Source organism: Xanthobacter sediminis (assembly GCF_043195015.1).
GTDB lineage: Bacteria > Pseudomonadota > Alphaproteobacteria > Rhizobiales > Xanthobacteraceae > Xanthobacter.
Genome location: NZ_JBAFWH010000004.1, coordinates 70,346 through 83,601 on the forward strand (window position 1 = coordinate 70,346; position 13,256 = coordinate 83,601).

A 13,256-nucleotide genomic window follows, 5' to 3' on the forward strand; every position below is an offset into this window, starting at 1 on the left:
GCGGGGCGTGCGGTGGGATGGGCCGCGCGCGGCGTCAGAAGGTGAGGCACGGGCATCTCATGGTTGCAGCTTGGCGAAGTGCGGGCCGGTGTTCACGTCCACCACGGCGGGGGTCGTCACGTCCATGGCGCCGTCCCAGCCGCCGCCGAGGGCCTTGTTGAGGGCGATGTAGTCGGTGGCGATGGTGGCCTGGCTCACCAGCAGCGAGTCTTCCGCGGAATAGAGCGAGCGCTCGGCGTCCAGCACTTCCAGGAAGCTGGTGGAGCCGTTCTGGTAGAGCGCGCGGGCAAGGCGCGTGGCGTCGCGGTAGGCGGCGGCGGACTGGGAGAGCTTGCCCGCCTTGGCGCGCTCCTGGTTCAGGGCTACGGCGGCGTTCTCCACATCCTCCAGGGCGGTGAGGATGGACGCGTGGTAGGCAAGGAAGTTCTGGTCGCGCTGCGCTTCCGCCACCTCCACCGCCGCCTTGAGCTGGCCGCCTGTGAAGACCGGCACGCTCAGGGTGGGCCCGTAGGTCCAGCTGATGGTGGAGCCGCGCACGAGGTCGCCCACCTTGGTACCCAGCGTGTTGATGTTGCCGGTGAGGCTGACGGCGGGATAGCGCGCCGCCTCCGCCTGGCCGATGAGGGCGGTGGACTGGGCGAGGGCGCGCTCGGCCTGGCGCACGTCCGGCCGGTTGCGCAGCACGTCCGCCGGCACGCCCTTGGCGACCACGCCGCGCGGGCTGGGGATGGGACCGCCCCGGCTGATCCGCGCCGCGAGGGCGGAGGGCGGCTGGCCGGTGAGCACGCCGAGCCGGTGAATGGACTGGGCGAGCTGCGCCTTTAGCTCGGGAATGTTGGCCTCGGTGGAGGCGGCAAGGCCGGTGGCGTTGGAGACGTCCACCGCCGAGACGGCGCCCGCCTCCAGCTTGGTGCGGGTGAGGGCGGCGGTCTCGCGCTGGGAGGCGGCGGTGCGCTCGGCGAGCGCAATGCGCGCCTGATAGCCGCGCGCCGCCACGTAATTGGAAGCGACGTCCCCCACCAGGGTGAGCAGGGTGGCGCGCAGGTCGTCCTCGGCGGCCTGGGCGGCATAGCCGGCCGCCTCCACGCCGCGCCGGTTGCCGCCGAACAGGTCCAGCTCCCAGGAGGCATCGAAGCCGGCCTGGAACTGGGTGTAGCGCCCACCCAAGGTCACCGTGCCATCATTGCCCACCCGCGAGCCGTTCTGCCCGCGCGTGCCGGAGGCGGAGAAATCGGCCTGGGGGAAGAGGCCGCCCACCTGCTCGCGATAGGTGGCGCGCGCCTCGCGGATCTTCGCCTTCGCGGAAGCGACATCGAGATTGCCGGCGACGGCGGTGTCGACCAGCGCATTGAGGGTGGGGTCCTTCAGGCGCTCCCACCAATGGGCGAGGGCGGGCGGCGCCGGCTCCTTGCCCTTGGGCTGGGCGTCCCCCCAGCGGGCGGGCAGGTCGAAGGCGGGGGTGGCGTAGTCGGGGCCCACGGCGCAGGCGGCAAGCAGCGCGGCCAAGGCCAGCGCGCCGGATGCGCGGATGGCGGCCATGGCTTTGCAGGTCCGCGCGGCGAGGGACGGGGCAGGGGGCAGGTGCACGGAGCGGCTCACGCGGTTGTCCCCGTGGGGGCACGACGCGCCGGTGCCCGCGGGAAGCCGATGGCTCCGGGCAGCGCTGACGTTTCGGCAGATGTTTCGACCAAAGCCTCCGCCCTCAGGCCGTGACCACAGGAGGCAAGGAAAACGCACTGGAAACCCTGTTTAGGAAACTTTAAATTACCCATATTGGCGGCAGGTGCCGCTGTCAATGAGAGGGGGAGGTGAATGCGCAGCGCCGGTCCTGTCAAGGCGCAGGATGCCGTTCAGAAAAGTTCCAAGCTTTCGGCGGGCCGGCGCGGTCCGGGGCGGCCGAAGACGATTCCTGACGCAGCGCAGCGCGACGTCATCGTGGCAGGGGCTTACCGCCTGTTCGTCCTGTCCGGCTACGGCGGTACCACCATGGATGCCGTGGCGGCGGAATGCCGCATGTCGAAGCGTACCCTCTACCGGCTCTTTCCCGGCAAGGCGGACCTGTTCGAGGCGGTGGTGGAGGCCCACCGGCAAAGCATGCTGGCGCTGCCGGGGGGCTATGGTCACCTGCCCCTCGAGCAGGCGCTCGAAGCCATCTTCCGCCTGGATATCACGCCCGAGGAAGACCGCGCCCGCCACGCCCTGCTGCGCCTCGTGCTGGTGGAAGGGCCGTATTTCCCCGAGCTTCGGGAGATCCTGGGGCGCATGGGCGCCGACCGCTCCCGCGCCGAGCTCGCCGCCTGGCTCGCGGCTCAGCAAGCAGCCGGGCGCCTCACGCTGGACGACGCGCCGGCGACCGCGCGCATCCTCATGGACATGGTGTTCGGCGCCGCGCCCAGGGCGGACGGGACGGCCGAATGGCCGCCGGCCGAGACGCGGCGGGCCCATGTCCGCCGCTGCGTGCGCTTGTTCCTGAACGGCGCCCTGCCGCGCGGCTGAGGCCTCCGCTGGGCGTGGGCGGGCGAAGGGCTGCGGGGACCTTAAGGCAAAGGCCGCGCGGGTCGTCCTCGGCGCCGTTCTTCTGGGCCTTTGGCCAAGGCCCCGCGGCGTTCGGGCGAAGCCCGCTCGTGGGTGAAATCCACCGTCTGCAACACGCCTGGCGCCGGTCAAAGACCGGGGGCGACAGCGTCAGCGGCTGCCCGAGGGTTCCTTGCCCGGAGCGCCGGGGTGGCCCGCACCGCCGTGCCCCATTCCGGGATGCCCTGCGCCGGGATGCCCCATTCCTCCATGCCCCATTCCCGGATGTCCCATGCCCGGATGTCCCATGCCCGGATGTCCCATGCCCTTGGGCATGCCGTGGGGCGGCATGCCCGGATGGCCGGAGCGCGGGGGCTCCACCTGCGCCGCCGGCGGCGTGGCGCGCGGGCGCATCTCCACGCCGGGAAGGGCCTTCACGAGGTCGCAGAAGGCATCGCCCCGCACCTCGAAATTGGGGAACTGGTCGAAGCTGGCGCAGGCGGGGGAGAGCAGCACCACCGGGTGCCCGAGGCCTGAAGCCTCCGCGTCCCGCGCGGCGGCGGCTACCGCCTTGTCGAGGGTGCCGGTGATCTCGTGCGCGACCGCGCTGCCGAGGGTCTGCGCGAATGCCTCGGCCGCCTCGCCGATGAGATAGGCCTTGGCGATGCGCCCGAACAGGGGCGCGAGGGGGGTGATGCCGCCCGCCTTGGGCTTGCCGCCGGCGATCCAGAAGATGTTCTCGAAGCTCACCAGCGCGCGCTCGGCGGCGTCGGCATTGGTGGCCTTGCTGTCGTTCACGAACAGGACGTCGCCCTTGTCACCCACCTGCTCCATGCGGTGGGCGAGGCCGGGAAAGCGGGCCATGGCGACGGTGATGATCTCCGGTGCCACGCCGACCGCGCGGGCGGCGGCATAGGCGGCGGCCGCATTCTGCGCATTGTGCACGCCGCGCAGCGCGCCGATGCCGCCGAGGTTGAGGCGGAAGCGCTCGGCCCCGCCTTCCGAGACCACCAGCGTCTCGCCCTCGCGCCAGATGCCGTCGGCCAGGGGCCGGCGCATGGAGAGGCGCACCACATTCTTGCCGGCGCGCTCGGCGCGGTCCGCCATGGCGGCGGAGAAGTCGTCGTCCACGCCGATGACGGCGGTGCCGCCGCCCTCCACGCCGGTGATGAGGCGTTCCTTCACCGCCGCGTAATTCTCGATGGTGCCGTGGCGGTCGAGGTGGTCCGGGGTGATGTTGAGCATCACCGCCACCGAGGGGTCGATGGAGGGGGCGAGGTCGATCTGGTAGGAGGAGCACTCCACCACGTGCACGCGCCCGGTCTTCGGCGGCGCGAGGGAGAGGATGGCGGTGCCGATGTTGCCGCCCATCTGCACGTCGCGCCCCGCCACCCGCAGGATGTGGGTGATGAGGGCGGTGGTGGTGGACTTGCCGTTGGTGCCGGTGATGGCGATGAGGGGCGAGCGCCGCGCGGTGGCCTGCCGCTCGCGGCAGAACAGCTCGATGTCGCCGATCACCTCCACGCCTGCCGCGTGCGCGAGGTCCACGGACCAGTGGGGCCTGGGGTGCGTCAGCGGCACGCCGGGGGCGAGGACGAGGGCGTCCACCACCGTCCAGTCGATGTCGTGCAGGTCCTGCACGGTGATGCCGGCCTCGCCGGCCTTGCGGCGGGAGGGCTCCGCGTCATCGTAGGCGATCACGCGGGCACCGCCCGCCTGGAGCGCCTGCGCGGTGGCGAGCCCGGAACCGCCGAGCCCGAAAAGGGCGACGGTGCGGTCCTTGAAGACGGTGAGGGGAGTCATGGCTGGCAAAGTCTCGATCTGTCGCAATCAGGAGCCGGCTGGCCGGTGTCGCGCCCTCGTCTAATCCCGCCGGGCCCGTGAGGGAAGCGCTTCCGCACGGCGGGCGGCCCCGCGCCCGCGACAGAGTGACCTTCGGTAAAACAGGCGTTGACTTCCGATTACATTAAAAACATTGAATGTAATATCGTGGATCAGGAGGCTCGGATGACGCCGAATGTGGGTGGAATCGACCGCGTGCTGCGGTTCGTCGTGGGGATCGTTCTGCTGCTGGTGCCGTTCATCGGCGGCGCCGTGCCGGCCCTGGCGGGGCTCGGCGGCTGGGCGTGGCTGGTGGGGGCGGTGGGCCTCGTGATGCTGCTCACCGCCATCTTCCGCTTCTGCCCGGCCTACGTGCCGCTCGGCATCAGGACCTGCGGCAAGTAGAGGGGAGGCCCCGAAACAAAAGGCCCGGCGGAGCATCTCCGCCGGGCCTTTTCGCGTCCGTCGCGCGTTCAGCGCAGCTTCAGGGTGGCGAGGCCGAGGAGGGCCAGCACCACGGCGATGATCCAGAAGCGGATGACCACCTGCGGCTCGGTCCAGCCGAGCTGCTCGAAATGGTGGTGGATGGGCGCCATCTTGAAGACGCGCTTGCCGGTGAGCTTGAAGGAAGCCACCTGCACGATCACCGAGACCGCCTCCAGCACGAACAGGCCGCCCACCACCGCGAGCACGATCTCGTGCTTGGTGGCCACCGCCACGGTGCCGAGCAGGCCGCCGAGGGCCAGCGAGCCGGTGTCGCCCATGAACACCTGCGCCGGGGGCGCGTTGAACCACAGGAAGCCCAGGCCCGCGCCCATGAGCGCGCCGCACACCACCGCCAGCTCGCCGACGCCCGCCACGTAGTGAATCTGCAGGTAGTCCGAGAACACCACGTTGCCCGAGAGATAGGCGATGAAGCCGAAGGTGCCGGCCGCGATCATCACCGGCACGATGGCGAGCCCGTCGAGCCCGTCGGTGAGGTTCACCGCATTGCCGGCCGCCACGATGACGAAGCCGCCGAAGATCACGAAGAACACGCCCAGGTCCAGCAGCAGGTCTTTGAAGAAGGGGAAGGAGACCGAGGTGGAAAGCCCGCTCTTGCCCACGTTCATGATGATGATGACCGCGAGGCCCGCGATGACCGCCTCGATGGCGAGGCGCGCCTTGCCGGACAGGCCGTTGTGGGTCTGCTTCGTGACCTTCAGATAGTCATCGTAGAAGCCGATGGAGCCGAAGCCCAGGGTGACCAGAAGCACCACCCACACATAGGGATTGGCGAGGTTCGACCACAGCAGGGTCGCCACCACGATGCCGGCCAGGATCATGAGCCCGCCCATGGTGGGCGTGCCCTTCTTGGTGAGCAGGTGGGATTGCGGCCCGTCGGTGCGGATGGGCTGGCCCTTGCCCTGCTTCAGCCGCAGGGTGGAAATCATGGACGGTCCGAACAGGAAGACGAACAGGAGCGCGGTCACCACCGCCCCGCCGGTGCGGAAGGTGATGTAGCGGAACACGTTGACGGCCGGAAGCGACTGGTGGAGTTCGGCGAGCCACTGGAGCATGGGTCATCCTCGGAGCATTTCCGGCGTCGCGGACCTCGGCTCGCGTGGGGGAAATGCGTGAGATCGGGAAGCGGAAGGCGGGCGGTGCGGGCGCGCTAAGTCAGCGCGTCCTCGGTGGAGCGGAAGCGTTCGGAAAGGCTCTTCACCAGCGGGCCCATGCGGCTGCCGTTGGAGCCCTTCACCATGAGCGTGTCGCCGGAGCGGATGGCGGCGGCCACCATGGGTTCCAGGTGGGTGGCGTGCTGGGCGTAGCCGCCGCGCCGCTCGGAGGGCAGGGCGGTCCACAGGGCGTGCATGAGCGGCCCGCAGCAGAACACGAGGTCGATGCGGCCGTCCTTCAGCGCCTCGGCGAGGCCGGCGTGCATGGCGGGGGCGTCCTCGCCCAGCTCCAGCATGTCGCCGAGCACGGCGATGCGTCGTCCGCGCGGGCCCACCGGGGTGCGGCTCAGGACGTCGATGGCGGCGCGCATGGAGGCCGGGTTGGCGTTGTAGCTTTCGTCGATGAGCGTGGCCGCGCCGCCCTTCACCGCAAGCGGGACAGGCACGCCCCGCCCCGGCGGCGGGCGGAGCTCCGACAGCGCGATGGCCGCGAGCGCGAGATCGGCGCCGAGCAGCTTCGCCGCCGCCAGCACCGCGAGCATGTTCTGCACGATATGGCGGCCGGGCATGGGCACCTTGAGGGTGACGCGGGTGCCCATGACGTCCACCACCATCACCGAGCAGGCCGGCTGGAGCGACACGGTTTCGAGGCGCACGTCGGCGCCGGCCGCCTCGCCGAAGGTGACGACGCGGGAGACGCCCCTGGCCTCGGCGGTCGCCTTCATGCGCGCGAACAGGGGATTGTCGAGATTGAGCACGGCGGCGCCGCCGGCCTCCAGCCCGTCGAAGATCTCGGCCTTGGCGTCGGCGATCTCCTCGATGCCGGAGAACTGGGCGATGTGCACAGGCTCTACCGTGGTGATGATGGCCACCTGCGGGCGCACCAGCTTCACCAGCGGGGAGATCTCGCCCGGATGGTTCATGCCGATCTCGAACACGCCGTAGCGGGCCTCCCGCGGCAGGCGGGCGAGGGAGAGGGGCACGCCCCAGTGGTTGTTGTAGGAGGCGGCGGAGGCATGGGTCTCGCCATCGGCGCCGAGGGCGAGGCGCAGGGCCTCCTTGGTGGTGGTCTTGCCCACCGATCCCGTCACCGCGACGATGCCGGCGCTCGAGCGCGCGCGGGCCGCGCGGGCGAGGGCGGCGAGGGCGGCGAGCACGTCGTCCACCAGCAGCAGGGGGGCATCGGCGGCGAAGCGTTCGGCCCGGTCCCGCGCCACCACGGCCAGGGCCGCGCCGGCCGCCAGCGCCTTCTCCACGTAGTCGTGCCCGTCGGAATTCTCGCCGGCGATGGCGAAGAAGGCGTCGCCGGGGGCGAGGGTGCGGCTGTCGATGGAGATGCCGCTCACGTCCGCCGCCGGGCCGCGCGCGGTGGCGGCCATGGCGTCGATCATCTCGTCGAGGCGATAGAGGCGTCGCGCGCCGGTGCTCATGCTCCAACCTCCGCGAGGGCAGCGAGGACTTCCGCCGCATCCGAGAACGGATGGGTGCGGTCGCCGATGATCTGGCCGGTTTCGTGGCCCTTGCCCGCCACCACCAGCGCGTCCCCCGGCTGCATCAGCGCCACGGCGGCGCGGATCGCTTCGCGCCGGTCCGCGATCTCCCGCGCGCCGGGTGCCGCGGTGAGGATCTCGGCGCGGATGGCGGCGGGAGCCTCGGTGCGGGGGTTGTCGTCGGTGACGATGACGAGGTCCGCCTTCTCGGACGCGATTGCGCCCATGATGGGGCGCTTGCCCCGGTCGCGGTCGCCGCCACAGCCGAACACCACCATGAGGCGGCCTTTCACGGCCCCGCGCAGGGTGTCGAGCACGGCGGCCAGGGCCTCGGGCTTGTGGGCATAGTCCACGAACACGGGGCGCAGGGGGTCGTCGCCCACCCGCTCCAGCCGGCCCGGCACGCCCTTGAGGTGGGCGAGGGCGGCCAGCGCCTCGTCGCGGTCGGCGCCGCAGGCCATGGCGAGGCCGGCCGCAACCAGCGCGTTGTCGGCCTGGAAGCGGCCCGCCAGCGGCAGCGCGATCTCCAGCCCGCCGCCGAAGCGGATGAGCTGCCCAGCGCCGGAGGGCTTCACGTCCAGCACCTCGATGGTGGCGCCGGCGAAGTCGTCGCCGAAGGAGAGGGTGTTGAGGCCCCGCGTCTCGGCCCAGGCGAGGGCGGTGGGGGCATAGGGCGCGTCGAGCACGCCGACGGCGGTGGCGTCCTGGGGCAGAAGCTCGGTGAACAGGCGCAGCTTGGCCTTGAAGTAGGCCTCCACCGTGGGGTGGTAGTCCAGGTGGTCGCGGCCCAGGTTGGTGAAGGCGCCGGCGGTAAGGCGCACGCCATCGAGCCGGCGCTGGTCCAGCCCGTGGGAGGAGGCTTCCAGCGCCATGTGGGTGATGCCCTTGGCCACCAGCCCGTCGAGGATGGCGTGCAGCTCCACCGGGTCGGGGGTGGTGAGGCTGCCGTAGGCGGCGCCGCCGGGGGTGACGAGGCCGATGGTGCCGAGATAGGCCGCCTTGTGGCCGAGCTGCTCCCAGATCTGCCGCAGGAAATAGGCGACCGAGGTCTTGCCGGCGGTGCCGGTAACAGCCGCGATGACCGCCGGCTGGCGCGGATGGGCGCGCGCTGCCGCCAGCGCCAGCGAGCGCCGGACATCAAGCGAGAAGGCAAACGCCACATGGGCATAGGAGAGGCCCGGCGGCGGCGCCGGCAGTGGCGCCACCGGCTCCATGAGCACGGCGCTGGCGCCGCGCCCCACGGCGTCGGCGATGAAGCGGGCGCCGTCGGCATGGGTGCCGGGCACGGCCACGAACAGGAAGCCGGGTCGCACCTTGCGGCTGTCGGCCGTCACCCCCTCGATCCGGAGATCGGCGGCATGGGGCGCGAGAATGTGGGCGTGACCGCCGAGGAGCGATCCGAGGGTGTGCAGGGTCATCGGAGCCTCCTCTTACGGGTGTTCATGGCATTGCGGTGACCGCCTGTCACCTTTCGTGGCGGCGCTGCGGGGAAGCCGGGGGCCGTCGGGTGGCCCGTTCCGGCGCCGCCGCCGGGAGCGCGTCCGGCGGCGGTCCGGTCCTGTCTGGGCGGGCCCGGCCCTCGCGGGCGAGGCGCCTATTGCCGTTCCGCGACCTTCTGCGCGGAGCTCGCGCGCAGCATCTCGTCGGCGGTGGGCAGGTTCTTGCGCGGCGCCACGTTCAGCATGGGGGCGATGCGCTCCACGATCTTGCCGGCGGTGGGCGCGGCATTCCAGCCGGATGTGGCGAAGCCGTAGGTCTCGGAGGTCGCCTTCGGTTCGTCCAGCATCACCAGGATCAGATACTGCGGCTTGTCCATGGGGAAGACGGCGGTGAAGGAGGTGAGCAGCTTGTTCTTGGCATAGCGCCCATTCACCACCTTCTCGGCGGTGCCGGTCTTGCCGCCGACCATGTAGCCGGTGATGTCGGCTTTCTTGGCGGTGCCCTTCTCCGCATTGAGGCGCATGATGTAGCGCATCTTGTCGGAGGTCTCGGTCTTCAGCACCCGGGTCGCCACCTTCTGCGCGTCTTCCTGGTTGCGCTTGATGAAGGTGGGCGGGATCAGGTAGCCGCCGTTCACCATGGAGTTCACCGCCATCACCGCCTGAAGGGGGGCGACGGAGAGGCCGTGGCCGAAGGCGATGGTGGCCGAGTTCAGCTCGCCCCAGCGCTTGGGCACGATGGGCAGGGAGCTTTCCGGCAGCTCGGTGCGCAGCCGGTCGAGCTGGCCCATCTTCTTCAGGAACACCTTGTGGGCCTCCACACCCAGCGCCAGCACCATCTTGGCGGTGCCGATGTTGGACGACACCAGGAAGATCTCCGGCACCGAGAGAATGCGGTTCTCGGCGTGGTAGTCGGAGATCTTGAAGCGGCCGAAGTGCAGCGGCGCGCGGGCGTCGAAGGTGGAGTTGAGGCCGATCTTGCCCGAATCGAGCGCCATGGCGAACGACATGGCCTTGAAGGTGGAGCCCATCTCGTACACGCCGGTGGTGAGGCGGTTGAGGTAGGCATCGTCGGCCGGGTTGCCGGGCACGTTGGGATCGAAATCGGGCAGCGAGACCATGGAGACGATCTCGCCGGTGTTGACGTTGGTCACCACCGCCATGGCGTGCAGGGCCGAGAACTTGTCCTTGGCGCGGATGAGCTCGTCGCGCACCGCGTGCTGCACCCGCATGTCGATGGAGAGCTGCACCGGCTCCTGCTGGCGGTCGGTGGCGAAGCCGGCGAGGTGCAGGTCGGAGAGGCCGCGCCCGTCGATCCACTTCTCCAGGCCGGAGATGCCCTGGTTGTCCACGTTCACGCCGCCGATGACGTGGGACAGGATGGGGCCGTCCGGATAGATGCGGCGGTTCTCGCTCAGGAAGCCGATGCCGGGCAGGCCGAGCCGGTGGATGGCGCGCCGCTGGGCCGGGGTGATCTCCCGCTTCAGCCATGCGAAGCCCTTGCCGGAATTGAGGCGCTTGCGGGTCTCCTCCACGTCGAGGTCCGGCAGGATCTTCAGCAGGCCCTCCAGCGCTTCGTCGGGATCGAGCAGGCGCTTGGGCTCCGCGAACAGGGAGGGCGACTTCACGTCGATGGCGATGATGTCGCCGTTGCGGTCGACGATGTCGGGGCGCGCCGAGGCCACCGCGTCGGTCGCGCGGCCGCGGTTGGCGCCGGGGTCGGAGGTGAGGGCGAGGTGGGTGAGCTGGGCGGCGATGGCCGCGAACACGAGGCAGAACACCGTCATCACCAGCTTGATGCGGCCGCGCGCCACCGAATCGGCGCTGCCCCGGTCGAGGCCGAACAGCCCGCGTACCGTCCTGCGCCCGCCGCGATAGGCGAGCGCGCCGAGCCCCTGGACCGCGCGCACGGTGAGTGCGCCGAGCCCCTCGATGCCGCGTTCGAGCGCGCGCGCGACGGCGAGGGCGACACCGGCCAGGGCGCGGCCGGCGAGGATCAGCACGCCGTTGAGCGCGTCGGTGACGGAGGCGTCCGTCGCCGGCCGGGGCGCGCGCGTCTCCGCGTGGGGCATGTCGGTCGCGGGCTCGTCCGCGGGGTTCCGGCCGGCATCGGGCTGGCGAAACTCGGCGGACGTGTGGTCGGAAGGGGTGTCGGGCATGGCGACCTCGTCAACGTCCGCTCAGGAAGCCTTTGAAGAACGTAGCCACGGGCGTGTCGGCCTCGGGCTCGGCGGCGGTCGCCGCGGCGGGGGCGGGGCCGGCGGGTGACGGCGGCCGCGGCTTCACGCTGCCCGTGACCAGCGGGCCGGCGGTGGAGGCCACCGGGGTTCCGCCCGGCGCCGGCTTCGGCGCCGGCTTCTGCCGGATGGCGGAGGTGGCGGGAATGCTGGCGGCGCCGCTGTTGCCCGTGGCGGCGGGGGCGCCGCCGTTGGGGGTGGGGGTGGAGGCCCTGCCGGTGGAGGAGGTGACGAGCGGGGCATCCTCGAGCGCCTCGATGATGCCGCCGATGCCGTCGCCGCCGTTGCCGGGCTTGGGCGGCAGGTCGTCGAGCGCGGAGATGGACTCCACGTCCAGCCGCTTCAGGTCCAGGTGCCGCTCCACCAGGCCCTGGATGTAGAAGGGCGAGGTGCGCCGCGCCCACTCCGCGCGCATGACGGCGATGGCGTCGCGCTCCTTGCGGATCTGGCTGCGCAGGGTGGCAAGGCGCTCGGCCTCGGCAGTGGAGGCATATTTGAGCTGGTATACCACGACGGCGGTCACCAGAAGCGCGCCGACCATCAAGATGTTGGCGACACGAAACATTCTCTTTAGCGTCTCCGCCCATGCCGTTGCGGTGAGGGGGCGGGTAAGAGCCCCATCAGGTCACCGCCCGGATGCGCCGGAGCGAGCGTGCGTTCGGCCGCGCGAAGCTTCGCGGACCTTGCGCGCGGGTTTTCTGCCACTTCGTCGGGGCCGGGCTCCACTGCGCCCTTCGCCACAAGGCGGAACGCGGGTTCCGGCCCCTCCTGTTGCGGCAGATGACGCGACGCGGACGGTGCCTTTACCCTGTTTGCCAGAAAAGTCTTAACGATCCTGTCTTCAAGCGAGTGGAAGGTGACGACCACCAGCCGTCCGCCCGGCTTCAGCGCCCGCTCGGCCGCCTCCAGGGCGGCGACGAGCTCGTTGAGCTCCTCGTTCACCGCGATGCGCAGGGCCTGGAAGGTGCGCGTGGCCGGGTGAACTTCCCCCGGCTTGGACCACACCACGCGGGCGATGATCTCCGCGAGCTGCACAGTGCGGGTGATGGGCGCCTCGGCCCGCGCCTTCACGATCGCGCGAGCGATGGCGCGCGACTGCCGCTCTTCCCCCAGCGACCAGATGACGTGGGCGAGGCTCGTCTCGTCCAGCTCGGCCACGAGGTCCGCGGCGGAGCGGCCGGCGGAGCCCATACGCATGTCGAGCGGCCCGTCGCGGCGGAAGGAGAAGCCGCGCTCGGCCTCGTCGAGCTGCATGGAGGAGACGCCGATGTCCAGCACCACCCCGTCGAGCGGCGCGAAGCCCTCGCGCGCGGCATATTCGTCGAGGTGGGAGAAGCGGCCCTCCACCAGCGTCAGCCGCCCGCCCGAGGCGGCGACCAGGGCCTGCCCGGCGGCGATGGCGGTGGGGTCGCGGTCAACGGCCAGCACGCGGCAGCCGGCCGCGGAAAGAATGGCGCGGGTATAGCCCCCGGCGCCGAAGGTGCCGTCCACATAGGTGCCGGCTTCCTTCGGCGCCAGATGCGCGAGAACCTCCCGGAGCATCACCGGAAGATGACGGGCCGGTCCGCCAACGGCGTCGGCGGGGCCGACCCCGTGGCCCGTCGTCATTCAGTGCTGCTCCCAGGGTTCCCGGTGCGGGAGCCGATGGCCTTGCGCAGCTCGCGCACCCTTCGGGTGGCCTCCGCGAGATGCGCCTTCAGCCGCTCCGGTTCCCAGATCCGGAACTTGTGCCCCAACCCCACGAAGGCGACCTGATCGGCGATGCCGGCATGGAGCTTGAGCGTTTCGGTCAGCATCACCCGGCCTTCCGGGTCGATGCGCAGGGTTTCGCTGGTGCCGTAGAGGGCGGCAGCCAGCTCCTCCCGCTCCTCGGAATAGGGCGGGTAGCGGTCGATCAGCGCGTCGATCTCGCCGATCAGCCGGTTGCCGCCCGCATCCAGCGCGGGTTCCGCGAGGCTCGGATGGCAATAGAGGCCCTCCGCGCCGTCCTTCGCCAGCACCGCACGATAGGGCGCGGGGATGGAAACCCGCCCCTTGGCGTCGAGACGCATCGTGTAGGTGGACACGAAGCGGTCCATGGCGCCGGGGTGCCTTCCC

Annotated in this window: 10 protein-coding genes and 1 pseudogene; 2 read left to right on the forward strand and 9 right to left on the reverse strand. The window is 71.0% G+C overall.

All coding sequences use genetic code 11. The features are described 5' to 3' along the window. Nucleotides 1–57: 57 nt before the first annotated feature. Nucleotides 58–1,539 (reverse strand): efflux transporter outer membrane subunit, encoded by a 1,482-nt coding sequence (locus V5F61_RS06325; protein WP_393987962.1) that lies wholly within the window; start codon nt 1,537–1,539, stop codon nt 58–60. Nucleotides 1,540–1,935: 396 nt separating this feature from the next. Between V5F61_RS06325 and V5F61_RS06330 the strand changes: the two genes are divergently transcribed. Then, the gene (locus V5F61_RS06330) at nt 1,936–2,496 is read left to right on the forward strand and encodes a TetR/AcrR family transcriptional regulator (RefSeq protein WP_393987881.1); all 561 of its coding nucleotides are present in this window, start codon (nt 1,936–1,938) and stop codon (nt 2,494–2,496) included. A 435-nt stretch (nt 2,497–2,931) separates the two neighbouring features. Here V5F61_RS06330 and murD read toward each other — a convergent pair. Further along, a pseudogene (murD, locus tag V5F61_RS06335) lies at nt 2,932–4,317 on the reverse strand (UDP-N-acetylmuramoyl-L-alanine--D-glutamate ligase); the annotation flags it as partial. Between the two features lie 204 nt (nt 4,318–4,521). On the opposite strand from murD, the gene V5F61_RS06340 reads away from it, so the two are divergent. Next, the gene (locus tag V5F61_RS06340) at nt 4,522–4,740 is read left to right on the forward strand and encodes a YgaP family membrane protein (RefSeq protein WP_393987880.1); all 219 of its coding nucleotides are present in this window, start codon (nt 4,522–4,524) and stop codon (nt 4,738–4,740) included. 68 nt (nt 4,741–4,808) lie between these two features. On the opposite strand, the gene mraY is transcribed toward V5F61_RS06340, so the two are convergent. The 7 genes from mraY to V5F61_RS06375 form a co-directional block, all read right to left on the reverse strand. After that, nucleotides 4,809–5,894 carry a phospho-N-acetylmuramoyl-pentapeptide-transferase gene (gene mraY, locus V5F61_RS06345; RefSeq protein ID WP_393987879.1) on the reverse strand — a complete coding sequence of 362 codons (1,086 nt, stop codon included), beginning with the start codon at nt 5,892–5,894 and terminating at the stop codon, nt 4,809–4,811. A 95-nt stretch (nt 5,895–5,989) separates the two neighbouring features. Continuing rightward, entirely contained in the window at nt 5,990–7,423 is a 1,434-nt protein-coding gene (locus tag V5F61_RS06350; RefSeq protein ID WP_393987878.1) for a UDP-N-acetylmuramoylalanyl-D-glutamyl-2,6-diaminopimelate--D-alanyl-D-alanine ligase, read from the reverse strand. Further along, nucleotides 7,420–8,901: a UDP-N-acetylmuramoyl-L-alanyl-D-glutamate--2,6-diaminopimelate ligase gene (locus tag V5F61_RS06355; protein WP_393987877.1), complete on the reverse strand. Its 1,482-nt coding sequence runs from the start codon at nt 8,899–8,901 to the stop codon at nt 7,420–7,422. Before V5F61_RS06355 ends, V5F61_RS06350 begins: the two co-directional genes overlap by 4 nt. A 176-nt stretch (nt 8,902–9,077) precedes the next feature. Then, the gene (locus V5F61_RS06360; RefSeq protein WP_393987876.1) at nt 9,078–11,081 is read right to left on the reverse strand and encodes a peptidoglycan D,D-transpeptidase FtsI family protein; all 2,004 of its coding nucleotides are present in this window, start codon (nt 11,079–11,081) and stop codon (nt 9,078–9,080) included. Nucleotides 11,082–11,091: 10 nt separating this feature from the next. Then, entirely contained in the window at nt 11,092–11,724 is a 633-nt protein-coding gene (gene ftsL / locus V5F61_RS06365; protein ID WP_393987875.1) for a cell division protein FtsL, read from the reverse strand. Between the two features lie 5 nt (nt 11,725–11,729). After that, nucleotides 11,730–12,767, reverse strand: coding sequence for a 16S rRNA (cytosine(1402)-N(4))-methyltransferase RsmH (rsmH, locus tag V5F61_RS06370; protein ID WP_393987874.1), 1,038 nt, complete (start codon nt 12,765–12,767; stop codon nt 11,730–11,732). Beyond that, nucleotides 12,764–13,237: a division/cell wall cluster transcriptional repressor MraZ gene (locus tag V5F61_RS06375; RefSeq protein WP_393987873.1), complete on the reverse strand. Its 474-nt coding sequence runs from the start codon at nt 13,235–13,237 to the stop codon at nt 12,764–12,766. Before V5F61_RS06375 ends, rsmH begins: the two co-directional genes overlap by 4 nt. Nucleotides 13,238–13,256: the final 19 nt, after the last annotated feature.

Coding starts and splice junctions, on each gene's coding strand:
- V5F61_RS06360 (WP_393987876.1), bottom strand. CDS start 11,081: ATGCCCGACACCCCTTCCGACCACACGTCCGCCGAGTTTCGCCAGCCC.
- V5F61_RS06355 (WP_393987877.1), bottom strand. CDS start 8,901: ATGACCCTGCACACCCTCGGATCGCTCCTCGGCGGTCACGCCCACATT.
- V5F61_RS06325 (WP_393987962.1), bottom strand. CDS start 1,539: ATGGCCGCCATCCGCGCATCCGGCGCGCTGGCCTTGGCCGCGCTGCTT.
- ftsL (WP_393987875.1), bottom strand. CDS start 11,724: ATGTTTCGTGTCGCCAACATCTTGATGGTCGGCGCGCTTCTGGTGACC.
- V5F61_RS06340 (WP_393987880.1), top strand. CDS start 4,522: ATGACGCCGAATGTGGGTGGAATCGACCGCGTGCTGCGGTTCGTCGTG.
- mraY (WP_393987879.1), bottom strand. CDS start 5,894: ATGCTCCAGTGGCTCGCCGAACTCCACCAGTCGCTTCCGGCCGTCAAC.
- rsmH (WP_393987874.1), bottom strand. CDS start 12,767: ATGACGACGGGCCACGGGGTCGGCCCCGCCGACGCCGTTGGCGGACCG.
- V5F61_RS06375 (WP_393987873.1), bottom strand. CDS start 13,237: ATGGACCGCTTCGTGTCCACCTACACGATGCGTCTCGACGCCAAGGGG.
- V5F61_RS06350 (WP_393987878.1), bottom strand. CDS start 7,423: ATGAGCACCGGCGCGCGACGCCTCTATCGCCTCGACGAGATGATCGAC.